This window comes from Streptomyces sp. BL1, assembly GCF_057628045.1.
In genome coordinates, this window is the sequence record NZ_JBXYWZ010000002.1 from 7,157,675 (window position 1) to 7,178,108 (window position 20,434).

20 protein-coding genes are annotated in these 20,434 nt (G+C 71.1%); all 20 read right to left on the reverse strand.

The genetic code is table 11. The features are described 5' to 3' along the window. Nucleotides 1-139 precede the first annotated feature (139 nt). The 20 genes from AC3AGO_RS31470 to AC3AGO_RS31565 all read right to left on the reverse strand — a co-directional run bounded on the left by AC3AGO_RS31470 (nt 140) and on the right by AC3AGO_RS31565 (nt 19,897). Complete coding sequence (locus tag AC3AGO_RS31470) at nt 140-2,158, reverse strand: ABC transporter ATP-binding protein (RefSeq protein ID WP_487823666.1); 2,019 nt, start codon at nt 2,156-2,158, stop codon at nt 140-142. Continuing rightward, on the reverse strand, nt 2,152-3,204 hold the full coding sequence (locus AC3AGO_RS31475) for an NUDIX hydrolase (protein ID WP_487823667.1): 1,053 nt from the start codon (nt 3,202-3,204) through the stop codon (nt 2,152-2,154). Before AC3AGO_RS31475 ends, AC3AGO_RS31470 begins: the two co-directional genes overlap by 7 nt. Nucleotides 3,205-3,329: 125 nt before the next feature. Then, complete coding sequence (locus AC3AGO_RS31480; protein WP_487823668.1) at nt 3,330-3,746, reverse strand: NUDIX domain-containing protein; 417 nt, start codon at nt 3,744-3,746, stop codon at nt 3,330-3,332. 17 nt (nt 3,747-3,763) lie between these two features. Next, nucleotides 3,764-4,657, reverse strand: a complete 894-nt coding sequence (locus AC3AGO_RS31485; protein ID WP_487823669.1) for an aminoglycoside phosphotransferase family protein — start codon at nt 4,655-4,657, stop codon at nt 3,764-3,766. Further along, nucleotides 4,654-5,100 carry an NUDIX hydrolase gene (locus AC3AGO_RS31490; RefSeq protein WP_487823670.1) on the reverse strand — a complete coding sequence of 149 codons (447 nt, stop codon included), beginning with the start codon at nt 5,098-5,100 and terminating at the stop codon, nt 4,654-4,656. Before AC3AGO_RS31490 ends, AC3AGO_RS31485 begins: the two co-directional genes overlap by 4 nt. 160 nt (nt 5,101-5,260) lie before the next feature. After that, complete coding sequence (locus AC3AGO_RS31495) at nt 5,261-6,403, reverse strand: hypothetical protein (protein ID WP_487823671.1); 1,143 nt, start codon at nt 6,401-6,403, stop codon at nt 5,261-5,263. Nucleotide 6,404: 1 nt separating this feature from the next. Next, nucleotides 6,405-8,495 carry a methyltransferase, FxLD system gene (gene fxlM / locus AC3AGO_RS31500; RefSeq protein ID WP_487823672.1) on the reverse strand — a complete coding sequence of 697 codons (2,091 nt, stop codon included), beginning with the start codon at nt 8,493-8,495 and terminating at the stop codon, nt 6,405-6,407. A 19-nt stretch (nt 8,496-8,514) separates the two neighbouring features. Beyond that, the gene (locus tag AC3AGO_RS31505; RefSeq protein ID WP_487823673.1) at nt 8,515-9,783 is read right to left on the reverse strand and encodes a lanthionine synthetase C family protein; all 1,269 of its coding nucleotides are present in this window, start codon (nt 9,781-9,783) and stop codon (nt 8,515-8,517) included. Nucleotides 9,784-9,785: 2 nt separating this feature from the next. Continuing rightward, nucleotides 9,786-12,875: a lantibiotic dehydratase gene (locus AC3AGO_RS31510; RefSeq protein ID WP_487823674.1), complete on the reverse strand. Its 3,090-nt coding sequence runs from the start codon at nt 12,873-12,875 to the stop codon at nt 9,786-9,788. Nucleotides 12,876-12,968: 93 nt separating this feature from the next. Then, entirely contained in the window at nt 12,969-13,097 is a 129-nt protein-coding gene (locus AC3AGO_RS31515) for an FxLD family lanthipeptide (RefSeq protein WP_487823675.1), read from the reverse strand. A gap of 93 nt (nt 13,098-13,190) precedes the next feature. Next, a complete protein-coding gene (locus AC3AGO_RS31520; protein ID WP_487823676.1) occupies nt 13,191-13,388 on the reverse strand; it encodes an FxLD family lanthipeptide in 198 nt (65 codons plus the stop codon). Between the two features lie 45 nt (nt 13,389-13,433). Next, nucleotides 13,434-13,832: a GntR family transcriptional regulator gene (locus tag AC3AGO_RS31525; RefSeq protein WP_487823677.1), complete on the reverse strand. Its 399-nt coding sequence runs from the start codon at nt 13,830-13,832 to the stop codon at nt 13,434-13,436. Nucleotides 13,833-13,846: 14 nt separating this feature from the next. Continuing rightward, nucleotides 13,847-15,088 (reverse strand): cytochrome P450, encoded by a 1,242-nt coding sequence (locus AC3AGO_RS31530; RefSeq protein ID WP_487823678.1) that lies wholly within the window; start codon nt 15,086-15,088, stop codon nt 13,847-13,849. A 16-nt stretch (nt 15,089-15,104) separates the two neighbouring features. Further along, nucleotides 15,105-15,686, reverse strand: coding sequence for a GTP-binding protein (locus tag AC3AGO_RS31535; RefSeq protein WP_487824884.1), 582 nt, complete (start codon nt 15,684-15,686; stop codon nt 15,105-15,107). Then, complete coding sequence (locus tag AC3AGO_RS31540) at nt 15,673-15,948, reverse strand: DUF742 domain-containing protein (RefSeq protein WP_487823679.1); 276 nt, start codon at nt 15,946-15,948, stop codon at nt 15,673-15,675. Before AC3AGO_RS31540 ends, AC3AGO_RS31535 begins: the two co-directional genes overlap by 14 nt. Nucleotides 15,949-16,037: 89 nt before the next feature. Further along, nucleotides 16,038-16,484 carry a roadblock/LC7 domain-containing protein gene (locus AC3AGO_RS31545; RefSeq protein ID WP_487823680.1) on the reverse strand — a complete coding sequence of 149 codons (447 nt, stop codon included), beginning with the start codon at nt 16,482-16,484 and terminating at the stop codon, nt 16,038-16,040. Next, on the reverse strand, nt 16,481-18,775 hold the full coding sequence (locus AC3AGO_RS31550) for a sensor histidine kinase (RefSeq protein ID WP_487823681.1): 2,295 nt from the start codon (nt 18,773-18,775) through the stop codon (nt 16,481-16,483). Before AC3AGO_RS31550 ends, AC3AGO_RS31545 begins: the two co-directional genes overlap by 4 nt. Before the next feature lie 122 nt (nt 18,776-18,897). Further along, nucleotides 18,898-19,092 (reverse strand): hypothetical protein, encoded by a 195-nt coding sequence (locus AC3AGO_RS31555; RefSeq protein WP_487823682.1) that lies wholly within the window; start codon nt 19,090-19,092, stop codon nt 18,898-18,900. Then, nucleotides 19,092-19,469, reverse strand: coding sequence for a hypothetical protein (locus AC3AGO_RS31560; RefSeq protein ID WP_487823683.1), 378 nt, complete (start codon nt 19,467-19,469; stop codon nt 19,092-19,094). The genes AC3AGO_RS31555 and AC3AGO_RS31560 overlap by 1 nt, the downstream gene beginning before the upstream one ends. A 227-nt stretch (nt 19,470-19,696) precedes the next feature. Continuing rightward, nucleotides 19,697-19,897, reverse strand: a complete 201-nt coding sequence (locus AC3AGO_RS31565) for a hypothetical protein (protein WP_487823684.1) — start codon at nt 19,895-19,897, stop codon at nt 19,697-19,699. Nucleotides 19,898-20,434 lie beyond the last annotated feature (537 nt).

Consider the following 20,434-nt stretch of genomic DNA (forward strand, 5'->3'; position numbering starts at 1 on the left):
CTGGCTGCGCGGGGGCGCCGTGGACGCCGGATTCTGCCTCGACCACACTCCTGCCGCCCGGCGACCGAGCACGGCGGCGCAGAGGCGGAAGTCGCGGTGACGCCACGGGCTTCGGACGCGCACGCTTTCCTGGGGCCGGTCACGGCGAACCGTCCTTGGCATGCAGCCCGTTGGGGGCGGGCCGCTGGGCGGGCAGGTGGCCGTACTGGGCGGCCTGCGCCTCATACATCGAGCGGTAGAGGCCCCCCGGGTGGCGCATCAGGTCTGTGTGGTTGCCGGATTCGGCCAGCCGCCCGTGGTCCAGGACGTAGATGCGGTCGGCGTCGGCGGTGGCGGCGAGCCGGTGGGTGATCAGGAGGACGGTGGTGCCGTCGTCGGTCATGCGGCGCAGCCGCTCGAACGCGTCGATCTCGGCGTGCGGGTCGAGGGCGGAGGTGGGCTCATCGACCAGAACGAAGGGCGCGTTGCGATAGCGGATGCGGGCGTTGACGAGCTTTTGCCACTGGCCGCCGGAAAGCTGGGTGCCGCGTTCGTAGCCCTTGATGACGATGGAGTCCCAGCCGTGCGGGAGCTCTTCGATGACACCGTCGACTCCGGCGTCCCGGGCAGCAGTGTGCATCCGTGCCGAATCGGCGGGGAGGTGGCCGTTGCCGATGGTGATGTTGGTGCGGGCGGACATTTGCCAGCGGGGGAAGTCCTGCCCGAGCAGGGCGATGTGAGCGAAGACCTGATGGCGGTCGGCGTCGCGCAGGTCCACGCGGGCGCCGTCCTCGCCTTCCCACCACACGCTCCCGCCGGTGGGCAGCATCAGCCCTGCGAGGATCTTCGACAGGGTGGTCTTGCCCGACCCGTTCGCCCCGACCAGTGCGACTACCGCGCCGCGCGGCACGGTCAGGCTTACCTCCTCCAGGGAGGGTTGGGCGGCGCCGGGGTAGGTGAAGGAGACGTTTTCCAGGCGCAGTTGGGTCACCGGGTCGGGCAGCGGTCTGCCGGTGGCGGGGATGGCGTTGCGGTCGGCGATCTCGCAGGCTTCCTGGGTGTCGGTGAGGTAGAGGGTCTCCTCATACATCCGGTTCAGCTGCATCACCAGCGAGGTCAGCTTGGCGGTGGAGTTGCGGATGGCGATCACGGCGGTGCCGCCGATCGCCAGCGGCATCCCGCCCCACGACAGCAGTCCCCACAGCAGCCCGTAGGCGGCCAGGGCCGCGGCGCCGGAAAGGCCCGAGGCCAGCAGTTGGGTGGATGCCTGGGCGCGGGCCAGGCGTTGCTGCTCGGTCTCCATCGAGGCGGACATCTCCCCGTAGCCGCGCAGCAGCAGCGCACCGGCACCGTGCGCACGGATCTCGGGTCCGGCGTGCGGCAGGGTCAGGTACTGCACCAGGGTGGCGATCGCCCGCCGGTGGTCGATCCAGTGCCGGCGGGAGGCGTACTCACGCCGGGCCGAGCGCACCGCGCCCCAGCCCTTGGGCACCGCGACCAGCACCAGCATCGGCAACAGCGCCGCATGCAAGGTGGCCAGCACCGCCCCGGCGGCCACCAGTCCGATCAGTGCGTTGATGACGGACACCGTCAGGCCGATCATGTGGCGGGCGGAGTTGGTGCCGAACCTGCCCGCTTCCAGAATGCGCTGGACTTCCGGTTCCTCGGTGGCACGCAGCTCCACGCGGGTGGCGGCGGTGTAGTAGCGGGTGGAGATGGCGCGCTCGACGCGCGGCTCCAGCCGTCCGGACATCGCCACCGACCAGGCCGCCAGTATCGCAGTGCACACCGTCACCCCGGCCACGGCCAGCAGTGCGGGCAGCGCCAGTTGCAGCCGCTGCGCGGTCGGCTCCTCGGCGAACAGTCCGGCCAGCACCTTGCTCGTGGCCACCAGGGCGAACGCGGAGGCCAGCCCCTGGCCCAACTCGGCGGCCACCACCCCGCACAGCGCCCGCCGGTCGACCGCCCAGGCGGAGCGCACCACCACCGCGACCATACGCGGCAACGCCTTGGCCATGCCCCAGAAGCCCACCTTCAACAGCGGGGCTTCGTGGTGCACATAGGACTGGTCCCAGCGCAGTTTCCCGCCGAACAGCTCCTGCTCCGCCGCGGAGGCGCTCCGCTCCCCGGCCGTGAGCGTGTCCTGCTTGGCGGCCGGTCGGCGCCACCGGCTCACCATGCCATCCCCGCACTCGGAATCTCGGTGACCGGTCCCGGCGCCGCAGTAGGGATGCCCCAATGCCCGGCGGCCACGGCAGCGGCCTGGACTGCCTGTTGGCGATCGTTCTCGCCGAAGCCGAGAAGTTCGGCAGCCTGCGCGGGTGTGGCCAGCAGCCGCACGAAGGTGTGCCCAGTGGCCGGGTCGGGACGGGAGGGGCCGATCGCGGTGATGCGGGCGGTCAGCCGGATGCGGGCGCACGGGCCGATGCCGCCGTAGGCGGCGCCATCCGCGTCGTACAGCCAGCCCAGCGTGGCGACTTCGGCGAGGGTGAGGTTGGCCTCCTCCTGCGCCTCCCGTACGAGAGTGGCTGCCGGATCGGCGTCGGTGGCCTCGATCGTGCCGCCGGGCAACATGGGGATCTGCAGACGCTCCGCCGAGTGATTCTGGAAGACCAGCAACACCCGTCCGTCGGGCGCGAAGAGCCATCCCCACGCCTGCGTCGCCCGCAGACCCTCCTGTACGGGCTCCTCAGGGTGCCAGGACCACCGGCGGCCCGAGCGAGGCCGTACATGCACACCGTGCCGGTCCAGGGGCGGGGGCGTCCCCAGGTGGGAGCCGGACTCCAGATAGGCGGTGCCGGTGCCGCCCAGCCGGGCGCGCAGCGCGGCCAGCGCCACGCGTGCGCTCATCGGCGTGAGCAAGGCGGCGGCCCGCGCGGAATCGCAGAAGTCGTACTCGGCGATCTCGCCGTCCATGCAGCACAGACCGGTGGCCTGTTGTTCGGTGAGGGTGCCGCCGTCGAAGACGGTCATCACGTCGCCGGGAAAGCCCAGGCCGCGGTAGCGTTCCCGGTCCTCTACGGCGATCCAGCACACCGCCAGCAACTCTGCCGGGTCGGGGGCGAGTTCGAGTCCGGTCTCCTCGCGGACCTCGCGTCGGCAGCCGCTCCAGGGGCTCTCGCCGGCCTCGACGCCGCCGCCGGGCAGCAGCCAGCGGCCACTGGCCCGGTCGCGCACGATGAGGATCCGCCCCAGCTCGTCGGTGATCAGGGCGGCGCTGCTCATCCACACCGCATGCCGGGAGCGGACGTATTCGGCGGGTGAGAGCGGGAGTTCGCCATATGGGGCAGCGGGTGTTTCCACGTGTCTCAGTCCCTCCGGGAAGCGGGCAGGTGGTCGGCCGGGTGGGGTTAGCCGTCGGTGGAGTGCAGCGTGCCCCGGGTGAACTGGGTGAGCAGTGCGGCGGTGTAGGGGACGCAGTCCGCGGGCGGGTGGGCCGGGTCGGCCCACAGCAGCTGGGAGTGCTTGTGGGGTTCGCGGTTGTACGGCTCCCCGGACCAGCGCCGGGCGGTGAAGGCCACGCCGAGCCGCTGCATGCCCTCCGGGCTGCGGTGGTCGATCACGTGGCAGAACTCCAAATCCCCCGCACCGAGGGCGACTCCGGTCTCCTCCTGTGCCTCGCGCCGTGCGCCCTCTTCGAGGGTTTCGTCCGCCTCCAGGTGGCCAGAGGGTGGGCACAACAGCCCGCCGGCGTATAGCTCTTCGGCCCGGCGCAGCAGCAGTACGTGCCCGTCCTCGCGGTGCAGCAGCACGAAGACATCCACCACACGCGTATGCCGTTCCGTCAGCCGGCGCCTCCCGCGGCCAGGCCGGCCAGGGTGCGGCGCGCCCGCTCGTCGATCTCCATGTCCCCGCTGCGCTGGGCGAACGCGAGGGCGCTGGCCGCGTCCAGGGCGGCCAGCGAGGGCAGCGCCGCCTCCTCCGCCTCGTTCAACGGGCGGCCGTAGCCCTCGAAGAAAGCCCCGCGCAGGCGAGCGTCGTCCTCACACGGACCGCCCCAGGCCAGCCGCACCAGGTCGGTAACCACGTGGCCGTACTGGGTGCGCTCGAAATCCAGCACTCCCAAACGGCCCTGGTCGAGCAGCCAGTTGCGCTCCTGCCAGTCCCCGTGCACGACCCCCACCGGCAGCGGCTCCAGAACCGGCAGCCGGGCGGCCAACTCCCGCACCAAGGCCCGCTCGGAAGGATCCAGCTGCGCCCCGGCGCCCTCCAGGTGCTTCTCCGCGGACTCCGGCGCCGCCTCCAGCGCTCTTTTGACCTGCATGTGTTCGGGAGCTGTCGGCAAGGAGGCGTCGTGCAGGTTCCGCGCGAGCGCCCCGGCCTGCCGGTGTACCTCCCGGCGCGAGGGCCGATCCAGCCACAGCTCGTCGACCGGAGTGCCGGGCAGCTCGGTCAACAGCAGCGCCAGGTGCTGCGGATTGCTCTCCATCAGGCGCGGCGCCCGCTCGGCCCCCAGCGCGCTGACCGCGTGCCGGTAGGCGTGCACCTCGCGGGAATACATCCGCCCACTGTTGGCGACCTTGAGATAGATCTGCCCGCGGGAGGTGGAGAGCCGCCACACCTGCGCCTGCGCCCCGTGCCGCGGGATCGGCGAATACAAGCTGACCTCGCCGACGTGCCGTTGGGCCCACGCCTGCACATCCGTGCGCGGAAGGTTCTGCAGCGCTTGGTCGCTCATGCCGCCCACCCCAGTTCCGTATAGGACCAGCCCTGGGCGATGCCTTCCAGTGCGGTGCGCGTGTAGCCCACGATGGGCTCGGGCAACGCGGTGTAGGGGAACCAGCCGAGCTTCCGGCACTTGTGCGGCTCGGCGTTGCGCGGCTCCTGGACCCAGCGGTGGACGCGGAAGAAGAGCTCGACGAGCGGCTCGCTGTCCGGGGTATCGCGCAGGTGCACGGTGTGCACGAGCTCCAGGTCGACGGCGTCGAGGGTGACCGCGAGTTCCTCGGCGGCCTCGCGTACCGCGCAGGCCCGGGCGCTCTCCCTCACCTCCACCTTCCCGGCTGGCACGTGCCACGTGTCGGCGGCAAAGACCGCATCCGTACCGCGTTTACCCAGAAGCACCCGCCCCTGGTGTTCGAATAGCAGGTGGGCGCCGACGTTGGTGCTGGCGGGACTCACATCGCCTCCTGATGACGAGCGGTTCGTACGGATGCTCGGTAAACGGCCGACCTGGAGTGGGCGACACGGGTACGCGAGGTGGGCATGTCGGGCAGATGTGCGAGTTCGGAGTCAGGGCTGCGACGCCAGGGGGCTACCGCTATCGGTCGGGGTGTACGAATCACTCGACGGTGCCGGCACACTCGTCTCGGGCATTGCGTGACCGTGGGGCCGACATCAGAAGCCGTTCGTTTGTTCTGGCGCTGCGGTTGACCGCTTGCCGGAGTTTCGATTCCGTTTCTGCTGGTAGGTGTCCTTGATCGAGTCCGGCGACGCGGACGGTCTCCCGCAGGGCGTGTGCTTCGGCGGGTGCCATTAGTTGGCGGCAGGTGGCGTGGGCGAGCATGTCCCGCGCGACGTACCCGTTGTGGCAGCTGGCTGCGTCGCGGCGAAGACGGTCCGCCACGGCGCTGTTGCGGCTTCGGTCTGTTCCCGAGAGGTCGAGGGTGCACAGGCCCACCCGGGTGCAGAAGAGGTCCAGTTCCTGTGTGGTGCACAAGCCGAGGTAGGCGCGCACTGCCGCTGCGGTCTCGGCCTGCCGGCTCTCCCTCTTCACACGCTGGCACAGTGCTGCGAGGCACGCGGCGACCGGGCGTTCCCACGGTTCTGCTAGCACGCTGGCGTCCAAGAAGGCGCGGGCGTCATCAGGCTCTCCGGCAAGGCAGGTGGCGAGGATATCCACCTGCCGGCCGTCCAGGAGGCGGGCACCGACTCCGCGGTGTCGGCGTACATGGTCTCGGGTCTGCGCCCAGTTCCCGGTGGATGCCAGGGCGCGGGTTCCGTCGGCGAGGAGGACCGTCCACAGCCAGCGGTAGATCTGGTGATGGGCCTCGTCGGTGGCGGTGAGGCGGTGGAAGTCGATGGTGCGCCCGTCAATTTCCGTGCAGCCGCGCGTTCTTGCTGCCTGGGCGAGGTCGTCGAGGAGGTGGTAGGCGGCATCCCCTTCGCCGGTTCGGATGCGGAGCCGGGCGAGGTTGACCACGGGTTCGAGGGCGTACCGGGCCTCCTGTGCGCTCAGGGGCTGAGCGCACAGGTAGACCTCGGCGTGGCGCCAGCACAGGGTGTGTGCCAGGGCCGTCATGCCGCAGTCGCTGGCGATCAGGGCGGCCTTGTTCAGTGCTGCCGCGGCCAGGCCGAGCCGCCCCTCCCGCTCGGCGGTTCCCGCCAACTCATCGACCTCGGCGATGCGTTCGGTCAGTGGTGGGCAGCCGGGGCGAGGGCGGGCGACCAGGGGGAAGTGCCGGGCTATCTGGCCGGCGTCCATCTCACAGCCACTCGATGACGAGGCGGTTGAGCGGGGTGTCCAGGACGAACCGGCCCGCCGTGTCCTCCGGTACGGGGGCGTCGCGGTCCTGGATTTCGAAGGTGACGTCGCGGTCGCGGAAGTCGGCGTCCCAGGTGCGCACCGATGCGGCGACGCGCTCGGTGAGCTGGTCGGCGTCGGGTCCGTGGCCGATCACGCCGAACTCATACAGCGAGGCGCCGTCCTCGGCGGTGTGCTCCGCCTTGCGGCGGGTGAGGTAGGTGAGTGTGCCCTTGTCGACGGTGGCGGTGGAGCTGGCGTAGGGGTTGGTGAGCAGGCCGCTGGTGAGGGCTTCTTGGCGGGCGGGCATGCGGCTGAGGCCGTTGGGCAGCGCGCAGGTGAGCCACAGCTCCAGCCACTCGGGCGACTCCGGCCCGCGGAGGGTGACGCCCGTCCAGACTTCGGTGCGCGGCTGGTGCAGGACGCCGTGGAGCGCGTCGCCCTCGATGGTCTGGTCTCCGTTGGTGACCAGGGTGACGCTGCCGTCGTCGGTCAGAGGCACGAAAGTGCGCGGGTCATCGGCGATACCGCGCCGCAGCGGCATGAACGTGTTCATCTCGGAGTCGATGCTGCGCCAGCGGTTCTCGGCGTCGCGGGCGAAGGAGATCGAGCGGGAAACGCTACCGCGCAGCCGCAGCGGGGTGAGCAGCAGCCCGGTGGGGGCGAGTTGCTCGAGCCAGGCGGGCGGGACCGCGTGGGCGCCGACGGTCGCCACGATCCGGTCGTAGGGAGCGTTGTCCGCCCAGCCCTGGGCGCCGTCGCCGAGGATGGCCTGGACGTTGTCGAGGCCGGCGGCTTCCAGGCCGGCGCGGGCGCCGTCCACGATGTCCTCGTCCACGTCGATGGTGGTGACGTGGCCTTCCGGGCCGGCCAGGTGGCCGAGCAGTCCGGCGTTGAAGCCGGTGCCGGCGCCCAGCTCCAGCACCTTCATGCCCGGCTCGACGTGGAGTTGTTCCAGCATCATCGCGACGATGTCGGGCTGGGAGGCGCAGCTGATGGACCGTCCGGCGCTGTCGAACTTGGTGTCCACGGTGCTGTTGGAGTACGCCTTGTCCAAGGGCGCCCGGGGCACGAAGAGGTGGCGGGGCACGGTGCGCATCGCCTCCTCCACGCGCGGGGTGCGGATGCTGCCGCTCTCGACCAGGTGGTCGACGAAGCGGGCGCGAAGGTCCTCGGTGCTGGTCTCGATCGTGTCGTTGTTCACCGGGTCGACCGTAGTGTCCCCGGCGCTCGCGCCGGGGGTGGTGTGGGTGGTGTCGTCCGTTGCCATGACTACCTCTTTCGCCAGTGTTGACAGGGTGCTTTGGTCCTCGCGCGGGAGGCCCAAGCGGTTCCAGTGGAAGATCAGATGGTGGGCGAGTACGGCTCGCAGACCCCGCTCCAGCCGCCCCCGGCGGTTGAGCTCCGCGAGTTGCCGGCCCGCCCGTTCGAAGGTGTCGAGCCACGCGGTGAGGTGCTCGAGCGGTGCGCCGGGGCCGGCGTTGCCGTGCGGTTCGAGGTCGATCGTCATCAGCCGGTGCACCGCCGCCCGATGCCGCTGCGGTAGGGCCTCGGTGGGGTGGGGGCGTTCGGCTGCCACGCGGGCCCAGACGTCGCCTTGCTCGTACCAGTCGAGTCCGGCGGCGCGCAGGGCCGTGCTGAACAGCAGGATGGCCAGCTCCCGGCGGCCGAGGCCGCACGTGGTGGGGTGTTCCCGGCGGCGGAGGTGTTCGTCCAGGACGTGGCGGCTGTCGCGGTGGAAGAGCTCGTGGGCGAGGTCCATGCCGGCCGGGCCGCCGAACGCTGCGGTCTCCGGCTCGTAGAGGCCCGTTGTCCACTCACGTACGTGACCGTCGGCCACTAGCTCGTCTAGCGCCTGATCCAGCGCCGGAAAGGGACCGGGCGCGGCGTGGTAGCGCAGGCGCCAGGTCGGCGCCTTGCGGACGAAGAACCACGACAGCAACTCGCCCCCGGCGGATGTCAGGATGGGCAGGAGGCGGTCGGCGGCCAGGGTTTCCGCACACCGCCAGTCGGTGAACTCGATGACCCGTTGCGGCCACTCATCGTCGAGCACAGATGCCTTCTCTCTCCGGTCAGTTGATCAGGAAGCAGGTGTTCCACGCGGTGGCGGCCGAGGTGCCGGTCTGCGTGCTGTGCAGGGCCAGTGCGATCCCGGCGGCCCCTTCGAGGAGGCCGATGTCGGCCCGGTCCTCGGTGGGCGTTAGCAGGGACTCGGCCAACGCCTCCGGCCCGTACGGCAGGAGGCGCTGCAACAGGCCGGGCAGGGCCTGGGGCAGATGGGGTGTGCGGGCGTCCGTGGCGGCCAGCTGGGTGAGGTGGACCAGCCCGGCGAAGCCGTGGCACAGCGAGGCGTCCGTGGTCTGGCCCAGTTGTCCCGGGTCGGTGACCGCGTGCAGCAGGGCGTCTTCGGCGCGGCGCTGCCGGTGGGGGTCGTGCAGGGCCAGGGCGGCGAGTTGCTGGGCGCGGGCGAGTCCGGCGGTGCCGTAGCACCAGGACGGCCGGGAGGGGCCGGCGCCCGCATCGCCGGTGCGCAGCCGCGTGCGGGTGATCCAGTACGGCCACCACGGTCCGGCGGGCCCGTTGCGCTGCCAGCGGTCGAGCCAGGCACAGATGGCCTCGATGGCCTCGATGTGGCCGGGGACGGTCAGCCCGTACAGGGCGGCCAGGGACAGGGCGGCCAGTGGTCCGCCGATGCCGTGGGCCATTCCGTTGTTGGCGTGCCCGCCGGGGAAGTGCGGGCTCGGGGTGCCGGAGGGGGCCTGGGCACTCCACCAGCCGGGCAGCAACTCGCCCTCGTGCGTGACCGGTTCGGTCAGCCGCACCAGGTAGGTGCCGACCTCCCGGGCCAGGTCGGCATGCTTCTCCCGGCGCAGCAACAAGGCGGCCATCCCCGACAGGCCCCGGGTGGCGTCGAATTCGGCGAGCGCGGGCAACCGGCCACGGTCGATGCGGGCGTGCGCGGCCTGCAGCCGGGAGCGGATGGTGGCGGCCACATGCTCATCCAGGCTCTCCAGGGTGCGGGCATAGCGGCCGGGGCGACCGACCGCGGCGGACAGGGCGACGGCGAGCGCGGGGGCACCGTAGAACGGGTGGCTGTCCCGGCCGCCGGCTACGCCGCCGGCCGTAGCGCAGGCCAGCCAGTCGTGTGCGCGCTGCCAGGACCCCAGCCCCATCCGGGCCCGCTCGATGTGCAACAAGGCCACCCCAACCGCCCCGTTGGCCAGCGACTGCGGCCACCAGCCCTGACGCAGGTGCGCGGTGGGCGCTTGCTCGGGTGCGGCGAGCTGCTCGGCGATCAGATCGACCGCGGTCCGGACGGCCGGGCTGTCCTGCACGGTCATGGTCACCCCCTCCGTGCCTTCCAGGCGAGCGCTGCGGCGCGGGCCAGCCGGAGGCAGGTGCGCTCGTCGGCCTTGTCGATACCAGCAGCCCGGATGTGGTGGGCGTGCAGCAGGGAGTCGAGTACCGCGTTCGCCTCGGTGCCGTCCCCCGCAGAGCGGAGCCGGCCCCGGTAGGCGGCCAACTCGCGGGCGCGGGGCGCCCAGGCCGCATGGATGACAGCACCACCTGGCGCGGCGCGCAGAGCGGCCCAGTCGTCGCTCGGGTCGGCGAGCCGCAGCGCTTCCGTACGTACCGCACGATCGAGCGGGATCGTGTCCCGCAGGCGCGCGTGCTCGATCAGCCACTCCATGCCGGCGGCGGGGCTGCCGGTGAACGCAGCGGCGATGGCGGTGAAGTTCGCGGCCGCAAGAGCCTGCGGGTGCGGCCGAGAGGGCTGGGCGAACGCTGTCGCCAGGGCGGCGGAGTCGGCCGCGAACACCCGCTCCGCAGCGGCCATGCCGCCGGCAGGCCCCCAACGGCCGGTCTCCGGGTAGGAGGTGGCGAACTGGAAATCCCCGGCCAGGCCCTGCCCCCGCAGGCCCGCAGCCCACTCGGCAACCAGACCGGCGGACGTATCGAAACCCTCCACGTCCGTCAGCGCGATCCGCAGCCGCAGGTGCCAGCGCGGGTCGCGGTAGCGCATGTACCACCACATCGGGGGCTGTTCCCACTGGGACAGCAGCTCCGGGAGGTGCTGTCCGAGGATCTCCGGGTGCCGGTCGGTGTGGCTGTAGACCTTGGCCAGCAGCCACCCGCTGGCGCATGGCAGGTCGCCGTGGTCGCGCGGCAGCAGCCGCTGGCGCGAGACCGGGGGCGCCGCAGGCCACCGGTGGGGCTGCGCGGCGGTGAGGGGAGTGACGATCTCGTGGGCGTGCCCGGCGAACCAGTCGTCGGTACCAGTCGGCGACTCTGTGAGGACGGTGCGCTCGGTCTTGTCCACGTGCGTACGCAGCAGCGCCAGGTGCGCGTTCTCGGTCAGGTCGAGCGGCAGCTCCCGGTCGCCTTCGGTCAGTGCCACCGCGTCCGGTGCCCGCCGGCGCTCCTGCCACTTTTTGAAGGCCGCCTGCCAGTGCGGGAACGGGGCGGTGTGGTCGGGCAGTTCGCCGCGGTGCAGCTGCCAGCGGGCGGGCGAGAGGATCGTGCGGCCGTAACGCAGGCGGGGCAGGAACGGCAGGGTGCGGGCGGCGCCCCAGTCGAAGGGCATCACCACCGTCGAGGTCGCCTTGGCGATCTCCAGCAGGAAGCGCGCCAGGGGCGGTGTGTGGGCGCACAGGTCGAGGGCGTGGGGCGTCATCGGCTCCACTCGCCGCCGGCGGGAAAGCGAGACCAGATACAGCCGCTGCGCGTCGCAGCCCACCGCGAGGTCATCCAGCCCAATCACCCGCTGGTGATCGGCCCGGTGCTCGGACAGGCTGATGACCTCGAGTAGCAGCCGCACGGTGCGGGTGACGTGCGTGTCCCTGCGCTGGAGCGGAGGGAAGGAGAGCTGGACGGGAAGTGCCCTTGGGTCGCTGGTGGGCAGGTGGGTGAAGTCCTCCTGCGCGCCTGCTTGTTCTCCTGACTCCAGCAGGTGGAGGAACCGACCGGTGGTGGTGCCCATGCCGCGCGAGGGAGAGAGGACAGCCAGGGAGAAGTCGCCGCTTGCGAGGGCAGCGGTGGTGGTGGCATGCAGCCGGAACCGCAGTTCCAGATGCGGCGGCAGGCGTACGCGGTCCGGCTCGCCGACCGTCAGGGCGTCGACCATCTCGTGGTCAAGGGCGATTTCGTCCCTCCCGTCGAGGGCGGCCTGTTGGGCCAGGGTGAGCAGGCGTCGCTCGCGGCTGGTCACGGGTTCGGCGGGTTGCGGCTCGGCGTCCAGGTAGCCCTCGGGGTAGCCCAGCCCAACGGTCGCGTCGACCAGGTCGCGCAGCGGCACGAGGGAGCCGATGCCGTACCGCTCGAAGAAGCGGTTGTGGTACTTCTTCCAGGCTGGCGGGCCGTAGGGGTAAGGGCTGAGGCGGGCGAGTGTGGAGGCGGCGGCCTCAGCCTCGCGGGCTACGTGGCGTGGCAGCATGAGCGTGCAGTCCAGCCGCGAGTCCACCGCGAGCGGCTGGTCCACCACGTCGCTGATGGCGCACATGTGCGTGCGCAGCGCGGCACGCCTCGCCCTTCCGGTCCGGGCGTCGTCGCTCGCGTTGTAGGTGGCCAGATCGCGCTGGATGGCACGCAACTCTGCGACCAGCGGGGCGACCTCGGGGATGTCCGCGCAGCCCGCCTCCGATGCCTGCGCCAGCAGGTGAGCGAGGGCGTCGGTGGATTCCGAGGGGGCGTGCAGGGCGCTGAGCAGAACGCCCTGGTCGACCAGACGGTGGACCAGGTGCTCGGCCTTCGATGTCGGCACCTGGGGGAACTCGGCCTGGAGCTTGTCCACCAGTCCTTGGCACGGGACCGGGCTGTGGGCGGCCTCCCACACCATGCGCACGGCGGAGGTGTAGCGCAGCGAGATCTCGGCAACCGCCGCGCGCCCGGGCTCGGTTCGCGGCGGATGGGGAAGGACCAGGCGGTCTCCGCGCCGGAATGCGGCGTTGTTCGCCATCAGCGGCAGGCGGCGCAGCACATCCGGACAGGCTTCCAGACGGCGGGCGACCTCGGCGATCCAGGCGCCGTCCGCCTGCGCGACGCTCCGGTGCCCGTGTCCCCAGCCCACGGCTGGCGCGTTGGCGAAGGTGGCGGGGGCGATGCCGGCGAAAAGGCCGAAGGGCGTGGCCCGGCCCCGCATGCGCTGGATGTAGCGCAGGACCGCAGAGGCAATGCGCCGCACCTGACGGGCGTTGTCGACCTCGCCTGCCAACACCGCCTCCACCTGGCGGTTCAGGGAGGGGCTGGCGTGCTCGATGGCCGCGGCCAGGTCCTCGTCGCGCCACACGTCCTGGAGCCAGCCGCGCCAGCCGGAGACGCTGCGCGGGGAGGTGTCGGTCAAGTCGGGCCACGTGGTGAGGGGGTGGGCGTGCTGCGAGGCACGCACCATCGCGGTCCCGGTGCACTGGTACAGCGAGCTGCTCTCCATCGCCATGTGCTCTCTCGTGAGACGGTCCGTACCGGTGCCGACCTGGCCAGCGGGGTTGCCTGACGCAGGCCGGCACCGGCTACTGCGGTACTGCTCTGGTCAGGCCACGTTGGTGGCGCACGGGCTGGCGCAGGTGCTGCCACAGCCGTCATCGGTGAGACTGATCAGCTCCGCGGAGCCGTCGCTCGACTCCAGAACGCTGATGTCCAGCTCGAACTCGTCTTCCATGGGAGACCTCCACAGGTCGGTTGTCGTACGTCGCCCCGGCCAGGGCGGCGTCTGGGAGACCCGGTGCGCTGACACCGGGAGCGTGAAGAGCGCTCAGACGACGTTGGAGACACACGAGGTGCCACACGTGGACCCGCAGCTGTCATCGGAGGCCAATGGCACGGCAGTCGAGGACGCGGTCGGCAGGATGCTGATGTCCAGCTCGAACGGGTCCACCGTCGGTGCCGACGTTGTTGCATCGGGATTCAGCGGCATGCTGCTCTCTCCCTCGTGTCGGGTGTTGCCTGGCATGGCGGTTCGGCCGGAGCCCTGACCCGCACCGCAGCGGGGTGCGGGTCAGGTCGTGTGCCGTTCCTCGGTGCGCGCACCGGGGTAGTCGGGCAGCAGCACGGTGACGGTGGGATGGCGCGCACCGCTCGGAGCTTCCACGCGGTGGCCGGCGGCGGCACGGTGCGGGTTATGCGGCACGGGCGGCGGCGTGGGCACGATGGCGGTGGTGCCGGGCTGCCACAGCAACTCGCCCTGCGCGGCCAGCCGGATGATCGCAGTACGGGCGGTCCCGGTGGATACGTTCAGCTCGGCGGCGATCCTCCGTACCGGCAGCTGGGCCCCCGGCGGGTAGCAGGTGGTCGCTATGCGCTCGCGCATGCGCTTCACGGTGCGGTCGGTGAGGCTGCCGCGGGTGTCACGAGCCGGCTCGGTCTCGGTCTTCGGCATCGGGAGGCAGGTAGTCACGGTGTACTCCGAGGTCAGGCGGCGTCGGAGACGTCGCGGATGCGATGGGTGTGGTCGGCGTGGCTGTGGAGGGTGAGGGGGAGGGTTTTCAGGCCACGGAGGATGGTGCTGGGCTGCCGTACGGGGGTGTGCTGAAGTGCCATGTGCGGGCAGGCGCACAGGAGTTCGCGGAGCAGGGTGGTGACTTCGAGTTCGGCGAGGGGACCTCCGGCGCAGGTGTGGGGGCCGGCGCCCAGGGAGAGGTGTTGGCGTGCCTGGGCGCGGTCGATGTTGAAGTGGTGGGCGTCCAGACCCCATTGGTCGGGGTCGCGGTTGGCAGAGCCGTACAGCAGCAGGACTTGGGAGCCGCGGGGGAGGATGACGTCGCCGAGGGTGGTGGTGCGGGTGACGTCGCGGGCGAACCACTGGACCGGGGCGTCGTGCCTTAGCGATTCGTGCCACGCGTTGGACAACACGGCTTCGGTGGGGTCTTCGCGCAGGTGGGCGTACTGCTCGGGGTGGAGCGCCAGCTGGTGCAGGAGGTGGGTGAGGCCGTGGATGAGGGTGTCGACGCCGGCGACGAGGTAGGCGCTCAGCAGCGGTACCGCCTCGTCTTCTCCGATGTGTCCGGCATCCACGGCGGTATATACGCCCGCTGCCCAGCTCGTGGGGTGCTTGCGGGCCCCCTCCCGTGTGCAGTGCGTGACGATGAAGGCGAACATCGCCTCGGACAGCGGGAAGGCCCGCTGGGTCAGGGGGTCGTTGTCGTCGCCGAAGGCGTCGAAGGTGCCCTGCGCCAGCCATACCAGTTCGCGCAGCTGTTGCCGGTCCATCTCCTCCAGGCCGAGCAGGCGGGCGAAGACGCGCACCAGGTAGCGGACGGCGACGTCTTCGACTGCCTCGATGCGGCCGGCGGCCAGGGCGTCCGCGACGGCCTGGGCCGCCTCCTGCTGCAGCCACTCGCTCAGCTCCGCCAGGGCGCGCGGGGCGAGGTGTTTGGAGAGGACCTTGCGCAGTCGCCGGTGATCGGCGCCGTCGGAGGCGAGAACGGTGCCGCGCAGCAAGGTCTGGTTCGCGTAGGTGTTGAGGGCGACCTTGCGGCTGGAGAAGGTGGCGGGGTCCTCCAGCACACTTTTCACGTCGCGGTGCCGGGTGATGGCCCACACTCCGTGGCGCTCCAGGTAGACCGCTCGGCCTTTTTGCCGCAGCTGGGTGTAGGTGGGGTAGGGGTCGGCGAGGTGTGCTGCGCTGCCCAAGTCGACGTCGCTGACGGGCATGGGGGTGTGTCCTTTCTCAGGCGGGGGCGTGCTGGGCCAGGTGCCGGAGCAGGGCGATGAAGACCTGCTTGACCTGGGCGGCATCGCGGGCGTCGAACAGATGCACCGGGGTGCGGGCGGGATCGACCTGGAGCGCGTGGGCGATCTCTTCCGGGCTGTAGTCCTGTCGGCCGTGGAAGGAGTTGGCCGCCACCAGCAGCGGGATACCCTCCTGTTCGAAGAAGTCGACGGCGGCGAAGCTCTTTTCCAGATCGCGGGTGTCGACCAGGACGATGGCGCCGTGCGCGCCCTCCTTCAGGTCGCGCCACATGAACCAGAAGCGGTCCTGGCCCGGGGTGCCGAACAGCAGCAGCGTGGCGTCCTGCAGAGTGCGGCGGCCGAAGTCCAGCGCCACGGTGGTGGCCTGCTTGGCCGGCAGGCCGCGCAGGTCATCGACGCCGACTCCGGCGGTGGTGAGGGTTTCCTCGGTCGTCAGCGGGGTGATCTCGCTGACGGCCCCGACGCAGGTGGTCTTGCCGACGCCGAAGCCGCCGGCGATCAGGAACTTCAGCGTGGGCGGCCGGGAGGCGCCGTGCGGCTGGGGTTCAGAGTTTCTTATCAAGGCAGGCGATCACTTTCTCCAGCAGTTCCCGGGACGGGGGCTCGTGGAGGATGGGCTGGTGGGAGACGAGGCCGTGCTGCTGCAGCTGGGCCAGCAAGACCGCGGTGGGGGTCAGGCGCAGGCCGAGCTCGTGGGCCAGTTCGGCCACCGCGGTTCCGCTGGTTCCACTCCGCTGGCACAGGTGCAGCACGGTCTGCCACTCGGTCGGCCACCGCTCAGCGGCCTCGGCATCGACGGCCGCATGGATGGTGGACTGCATGCCGATGCGCTCGGCCCCCTCCTGCCGGGCGCGCCCGGCGTTGAGAGCGAAGGGCCGCGTGCCGCGGGGCGGCGGGGGTGGCCCGGGCATCACTGCGAGGCGTGCTCGGAGTGCCGGGCGGGAGTGCCCATCTGCGGCTCGAACGAGCGGGCCAGACGCACGCATTCGCGCATGATCGGCCCCCACTCCGCTGTGGTGGGGGCGTAGACGAACAGGGTGGAGCCGTCGCCACAGCGGGTGACCACGGCGCTGCCACGCTCGAAAGTGAGGTTGAGGTGCTGGACCTCACCTCCGTCGACCACGGTGGAGATGCCCTTGCCGAGGCTGGCCAGGCCGGAGCAGGCGGCAGCCAGGGTGTCCACGAGATCGGGGTCGAGCCCGTAGCCGCACCGGGCGGTGCCGTCATTGGCCAGCAGCACCAGGGCGGAGACGTCCGGGAGCCCAGCGAAGCTGTCGCGCAGCATGTCGTGGCGTTCCAGATCTTCGGGGGTGTTGGCGTCGTTGCGGACGACGTTGGGCAGGTCCTTGATGCTCATCGCGGTTCTCCGTCGGGGTTGTTGATCGCGTCGTACAGGTCGGTGAAGTGCGTCTGGACCTCTTCCAGCGGCCGGTTATCGACCGCCGGGCGGTGTCCGTTGGCCGCGTGATGCTGCTGGCGCAGCTGCCAGGCCATGTGGGCGCCGCGCTCGCGCACCGGAAGCCGCGAGGTGGCGGGGCGCGCGGCAGCCGGGGCCTCGGGGGCTTGGGCGCGTCCGAGGCCGGTGGCCGGGGCCGGGCGGGGCGCCGGCGGTTCGGGCGGCTGGAGTGCGGCGGGCGACGGCGGAGGTGACGCAGCGGGGGCAGGCGCCGCCGGTGGCGGGACCGCGGGAGTGGTGGGCTCCAGGAGGGAGCGGGGCAGGGTGACCACGGCGAGCAGTCCGCCGTAGGCAGAGCGCTGCAGGGTCACTTGCACGCCGATCCGGGCCGCCAGCCGGCCCACCACGAACAGACCCAGCTGCTGCGCGGATCCGGCCAGCACGCTGAACGGGGGCTGCTCACCCAGTCGGGCGTTGAGCTGGGTCAGGCGCTCCTGCGACAGCGGGAACCCGCGGTCCTCGATCTCTACGGCCACCCCGTCCGCGGTCGGGGCGCTGCGGGCCACCACGGTCTCGCGAGGCGCGTAGGTGGTGGCGTTCTCGATCAACTCGGCCAGCAGGTGGGTCAGTTCTCCGGCCGCCTCCGGGCGCACCTGCGCGGAGGAGAGGTAGGCACGGGTGACCTCGCGGTAGCCGGGGGCTTCCCCGGCCGCATCCGTGATCAGGTTGCTGATGTGTACCGGCTCGGTGTGCGGGTTGTCCGGCAGACCGCCGGAGAGGATCAGCAGGTTCTCGATCAGCCGCCGTACCCGAACGGTGTGGTGCTCGCCGTCGTACAGCCGCTCCAGCAACTCCGGATTGTCATCGTGGCGGTGTTGCAGCTCGGCGAAGAGCGGCAGCAGCTGCCGACCGGTGATGACCACGGCGCGGGTGGCCACGCCCTCGGAGAAGGAAGCGAAGCCGTCCCGCTCCCGGCGCACCGCCACCGGCCCCTCGGCGGCCCGCTGGGCGAGGGAGGCCACCGCGTTGTCGATCCTCGCGAACTCATCATGCGGGGCTGGCTGGTGCTGAGGCAGACCGGAGAGGTCTGCCTCCCGTCCCAGCTGCACCGCGGTGACGATGGCGGGCAGTTGTTCCTCGGCGACGGCCAGGGCGCGGTCGCTGGTCTGCCTCGTACGGCGGATGAGGGCGCGGCTGCTGGTGGTGAACACCGCGCCGAGTAGCGCGACGGCCAGCAGCCCGCCGCCGGCCTGCCACGCGGCCTGGGTCCACAGCTCATCCGCCCGCGCATAGCCGTGTGCCAGCAGGCCCTGCGTCCGGCTGAGGTTCAACGCTCCGATCTTCTGGGCCAGTTGCCGGTAGGCCGGGGTCCATTGCTTCAGCTCGGGCGGCAGCGCCTGCACGCCGATGCCGGTGGTGCTGGGAGCGTTGATGACCGCGCGTTCCACCTGGCTTTTGGTCCGCCATGCCGTGCTGGCGGTGATGCGGTCGTAAGTGGCCTTGTCCTTAGCCGGCAGATAGGGCGCGATCCACCGCTCGTACATCACCTTCTGCGAGCCGTACGCCTCCGCGAACGCGGCCCGGTCCTCGGCGCCCATCCGGCCTGCCGCCCGCGCCTTGGCGATCAGCATGTCCTCCCGGGCCAGAGCGTCCACCGCCCAGAACAGCCCCACCAGTGCCCTGGTTTCAGTGTTCAGCTCCGGGTCATCCATCGCGCTGAGTGCCTGGTAGAACTGCACGAACTTCGCGATCACACCGGAGTAGTAGCCGGTGCTCTTCGCCCAGCTCGCCCTGCCGCCATCGACTCCGCGGCGCACCTGCGCGAGCTGGTCCAGCTCCCGGTACACGCGCTGCACATACGACCACTTGTGGCGCTGGTCGGTCTGCAGTGTCGTGCCGGACAGATGCCGGAACATGGCCACCCCGGCGTCCGTCTTCTTCCGCTGTTCTGCAAGTGCCTTCCGCGTCGTGGCGGTCGGGCGGGCCTGGTAGGTGGCCGTCAGCGTGCGCTCGGTCAGAATGCCCTGGAAGGCGGGCAGCGACTTCTCCCCGCCCAGCCGCCCCGTCGCGGAGTCGTTGCGCAGATTCTGTTGCGTCTCCCACGTCTGCGCCACGCTGACCGGGACCAGCGCCAGCAGCGCGGCGATCGCCACCGACACGATCAGCACAAGCCGGCCCCGCACCGTACGGGGAGACACGCGCAGCCGTCTGCCGGTGCTGTGGCGGCGCTGGGGCCGCTCTGTGGCAGTCATGAAATCCTCACAAACAACGTAAAGCGGGCAGTAGTTGGGCAGGGGGCGCCGGGGCGCTCACCCCGCGCTCCGGGACAGGTCACCGGACGCGGAGGAGGGGAGGCCGCCCCGGCGGCCCCGGTCTACAGATCGAGCCGGGCAACCAGCTCCAGGACCTCGCGGGTCAGGTCATCGAGCGTCGGCGCCAGCGAGGAGTCACGCAGGTAGAAGCCCAGGAGCGCGCACACCACGGCGTGCCCGGCCTTTAGCCCGCCGGACTTCACCATCAGCCCGGTGACCACCGCGAGCGCCAGGACCACTGGCAGAGTGAGCGTCATCAGGCCGCAAGACTTCCGCGCCTGCGCCACAGGTCGAAGAGCGCCTGGAAATCGGTCAACGCCGTCGGCTGCGGGTGCGGCAGGCGCAACTGCCGGCCCGGGCACCCGAAGGGAAACCGCACATCGAACGGGCAAGAGAGGCTTTCCGTCAGAGACATCCGCTGGGCCAGCGGACAACTCGGGGCGCGGGCGGCCACCGGCACGTACAGCAGCTCGTGCACACAGCACGCCAGTACCGGACCCACCTCCCGGCCCAGGGCCACCACCTTGCCGAGTAGCCACAGCCCCGGCGTGCGCGGCAACACCACGGCCTGCCACGGCTGGTGGCGCAGCAGGTCCGGCAAGTCGTGATCGTCGAGCCAGTCCCACCACGGCATGGCGCCAATCGCGTGAGGGAGCGCAGAGTCGGGAGGGGCGTGCTCGGGTACGGTCGCGCATCTCATCTCCTCACGCCGCCACGGACGACTGTGCGGTGGCTGCCGGCCGCGGCTCGGCCACCCCGGTTGATCTGGCCGTCTCGCGGGCGAGTGTGAACAGAATCTGCGTCTCGGGTGGCGAGAGTTGCCGCGCAGCGGAGGGGTTCATCACAAGGCTCCAGTCCTGGTCAGTGGACACGGTCGACGAGCAACGTGGCGGAGATAAGGGCGAGGCACAGGGCCATGAACCCCGCGCAGCTCACGAACGCCTTCATCGCCTTCTTGTCCGCGCTCGGCTCGCCGGGAAGGACGCTGTAGTGCAACGCCCCTGCGGAATCGGTCAGTTCGCGTCGGTGGCGCTGTTCGCGGTCGTTCTTGTGCGCAGACAAGCCCGCAACCCCCAGCGCTACGAACGCTCCCAACGCGATCAATGCGTGCTGCATGTTCACCTCGCCCCACCCCGCTCACGGCTTCCAGGCCGGGCGCCCCACTGGGCCCCGCAGTCCGGCAAGTACGGCCGGTAGGGCCGGTGGAGCACGCACGCGGTCTGCTTCTGCACGCGGAAGCCGGCCCGCAGGCAGCAACGACAGCGCAGCTCTGGAACAGAGCTTCCGTCGGGGAGCACGCTGAAGGCCACGGCAGTCACCGGTATGTCGGCCGTGCGGCACAGGGCACACCGCCCGGTGTCCCAGACGCGCTCGTCCAGCAGCGCTTCCTCCACGCGATGCGAGGAGGAGACCACCAACAATGCGGCTCGCTCCATGACTTCCTGCTTCCAGATGCGGTGAGGTCCCGCCCGCAGTCGGGCGAGGTTCGAGCGTCATGGGGCTGCGGGGCTCATCTCCACCCTCAGCGCCCCATCACGTTGCGCAGCGAAGATGATGGTCACCATCACCGGCCCCTCATCTCCCCCTCATCCGTCCCGG

Bases quoted from the DNA above. Each gene is read 5' to 3' on its own strand.
- AC3AGO_RS31555 (WP_487823682.1), bottom strand. From the start codon at position 19,092: ATGACGCTCACTCTGCCAGTGGTCCTGGCGCTCGCGGTGGTCACCGGG.
- AC3AGO_RS31545 (WP_487823680.1), bottom strand. From the start codon at position 16,484: ATGAGCATCAAGGACCTGCCCAACGTCGTCCGCAACGACGCCAACACC.
- AC3AGO_RS31560 (WP_487823683.1), bottom strand. From the start codon at position 19,469: ATGCCGTGGTGGGACTGGCTCGACGATCACGACTTGCCGGACCTGCTG.
- AC3AGO_RS31550 (WP_487823681.1), bottom strand. From the start codon at position 18,775: ATGACTGCCACAGAGCGGCCCCAGCGCCGCCACAGCACCGGCAGACGG.
- AC3AGO_RS31495 (WP_487823671.1), bottom strand. From the start codon at position 6,403: ATGGACGCCGGCCAGATAGCCCGGCACTTCCCCCTGGTCGCCCGCCCT.
- AC3AGO_RS31485 (WP_487823669.1), bottom strand. From the start codon at position 4,657: ATGAGCGACCAAGCGCTGCAGAACCTTCCGCGCACGGATGTGCAGGCG.
- AC3AGO_RS31530 (WP_487823678.1), bottom strand. From the start codon at position 15,088: ATGCCCGTCAGCGACGTCGACTTGGGCAGCGCAGCACACCTCGCCGAC.
- AC3AGO_RS31475 (WP_487823667.1), bottom strand. From the start codon at position 3,204: ATGAGCAGCGCCGCCCTGATCACCGACGAGCTGGGGCGGATCCTCATC.
- AC3AGO_RS31505 (WP_487823673.1), bottom strand. From the start codon at position 9,783: ATGACCGTGCAGGACAGCCCGGCCGTCCGGACCGCGGTCGATCTGATC.
- AC3AGO_RS31510 (WP_487823674.1), bottom strand. From the start codon at position 12,875: ATGGCGATGGAGAGCAGCTCGCTGTACCAGTGCACCGGGACCGCGATG.
- AC3AGO_RS31470 (WP_487823666.1), bottom strand. From the start codon at position 2,158: ATGGTGAGCCGGTGGCGCCGACCGGCCGCCAAGCAGGACACGCTCACG.
- AC3AGO_RS31540 (WP_487823679.1), bottom strand. From the start codon at position 15,948: ATGCAGTCCACCATCCATGCGGCCGTCGATGCCGAGGCCGCTGAGCGG.
- AC3AGO_RS31515 (WP_487823675.1), bottom strand. From the start codon at position 13,097: ATGGAAGACGAGTTCGAGCTGGACATCAGCGTTCTGGAGTCGAGCGAC.
- AC3AGO_RS31520 (WP_487823676.1), bottom strand. From the start codon at position 13,388: ATGCCAGGCAACACCCGACACGAGGGAGAGAGCAGCATGCCGCTGAAT.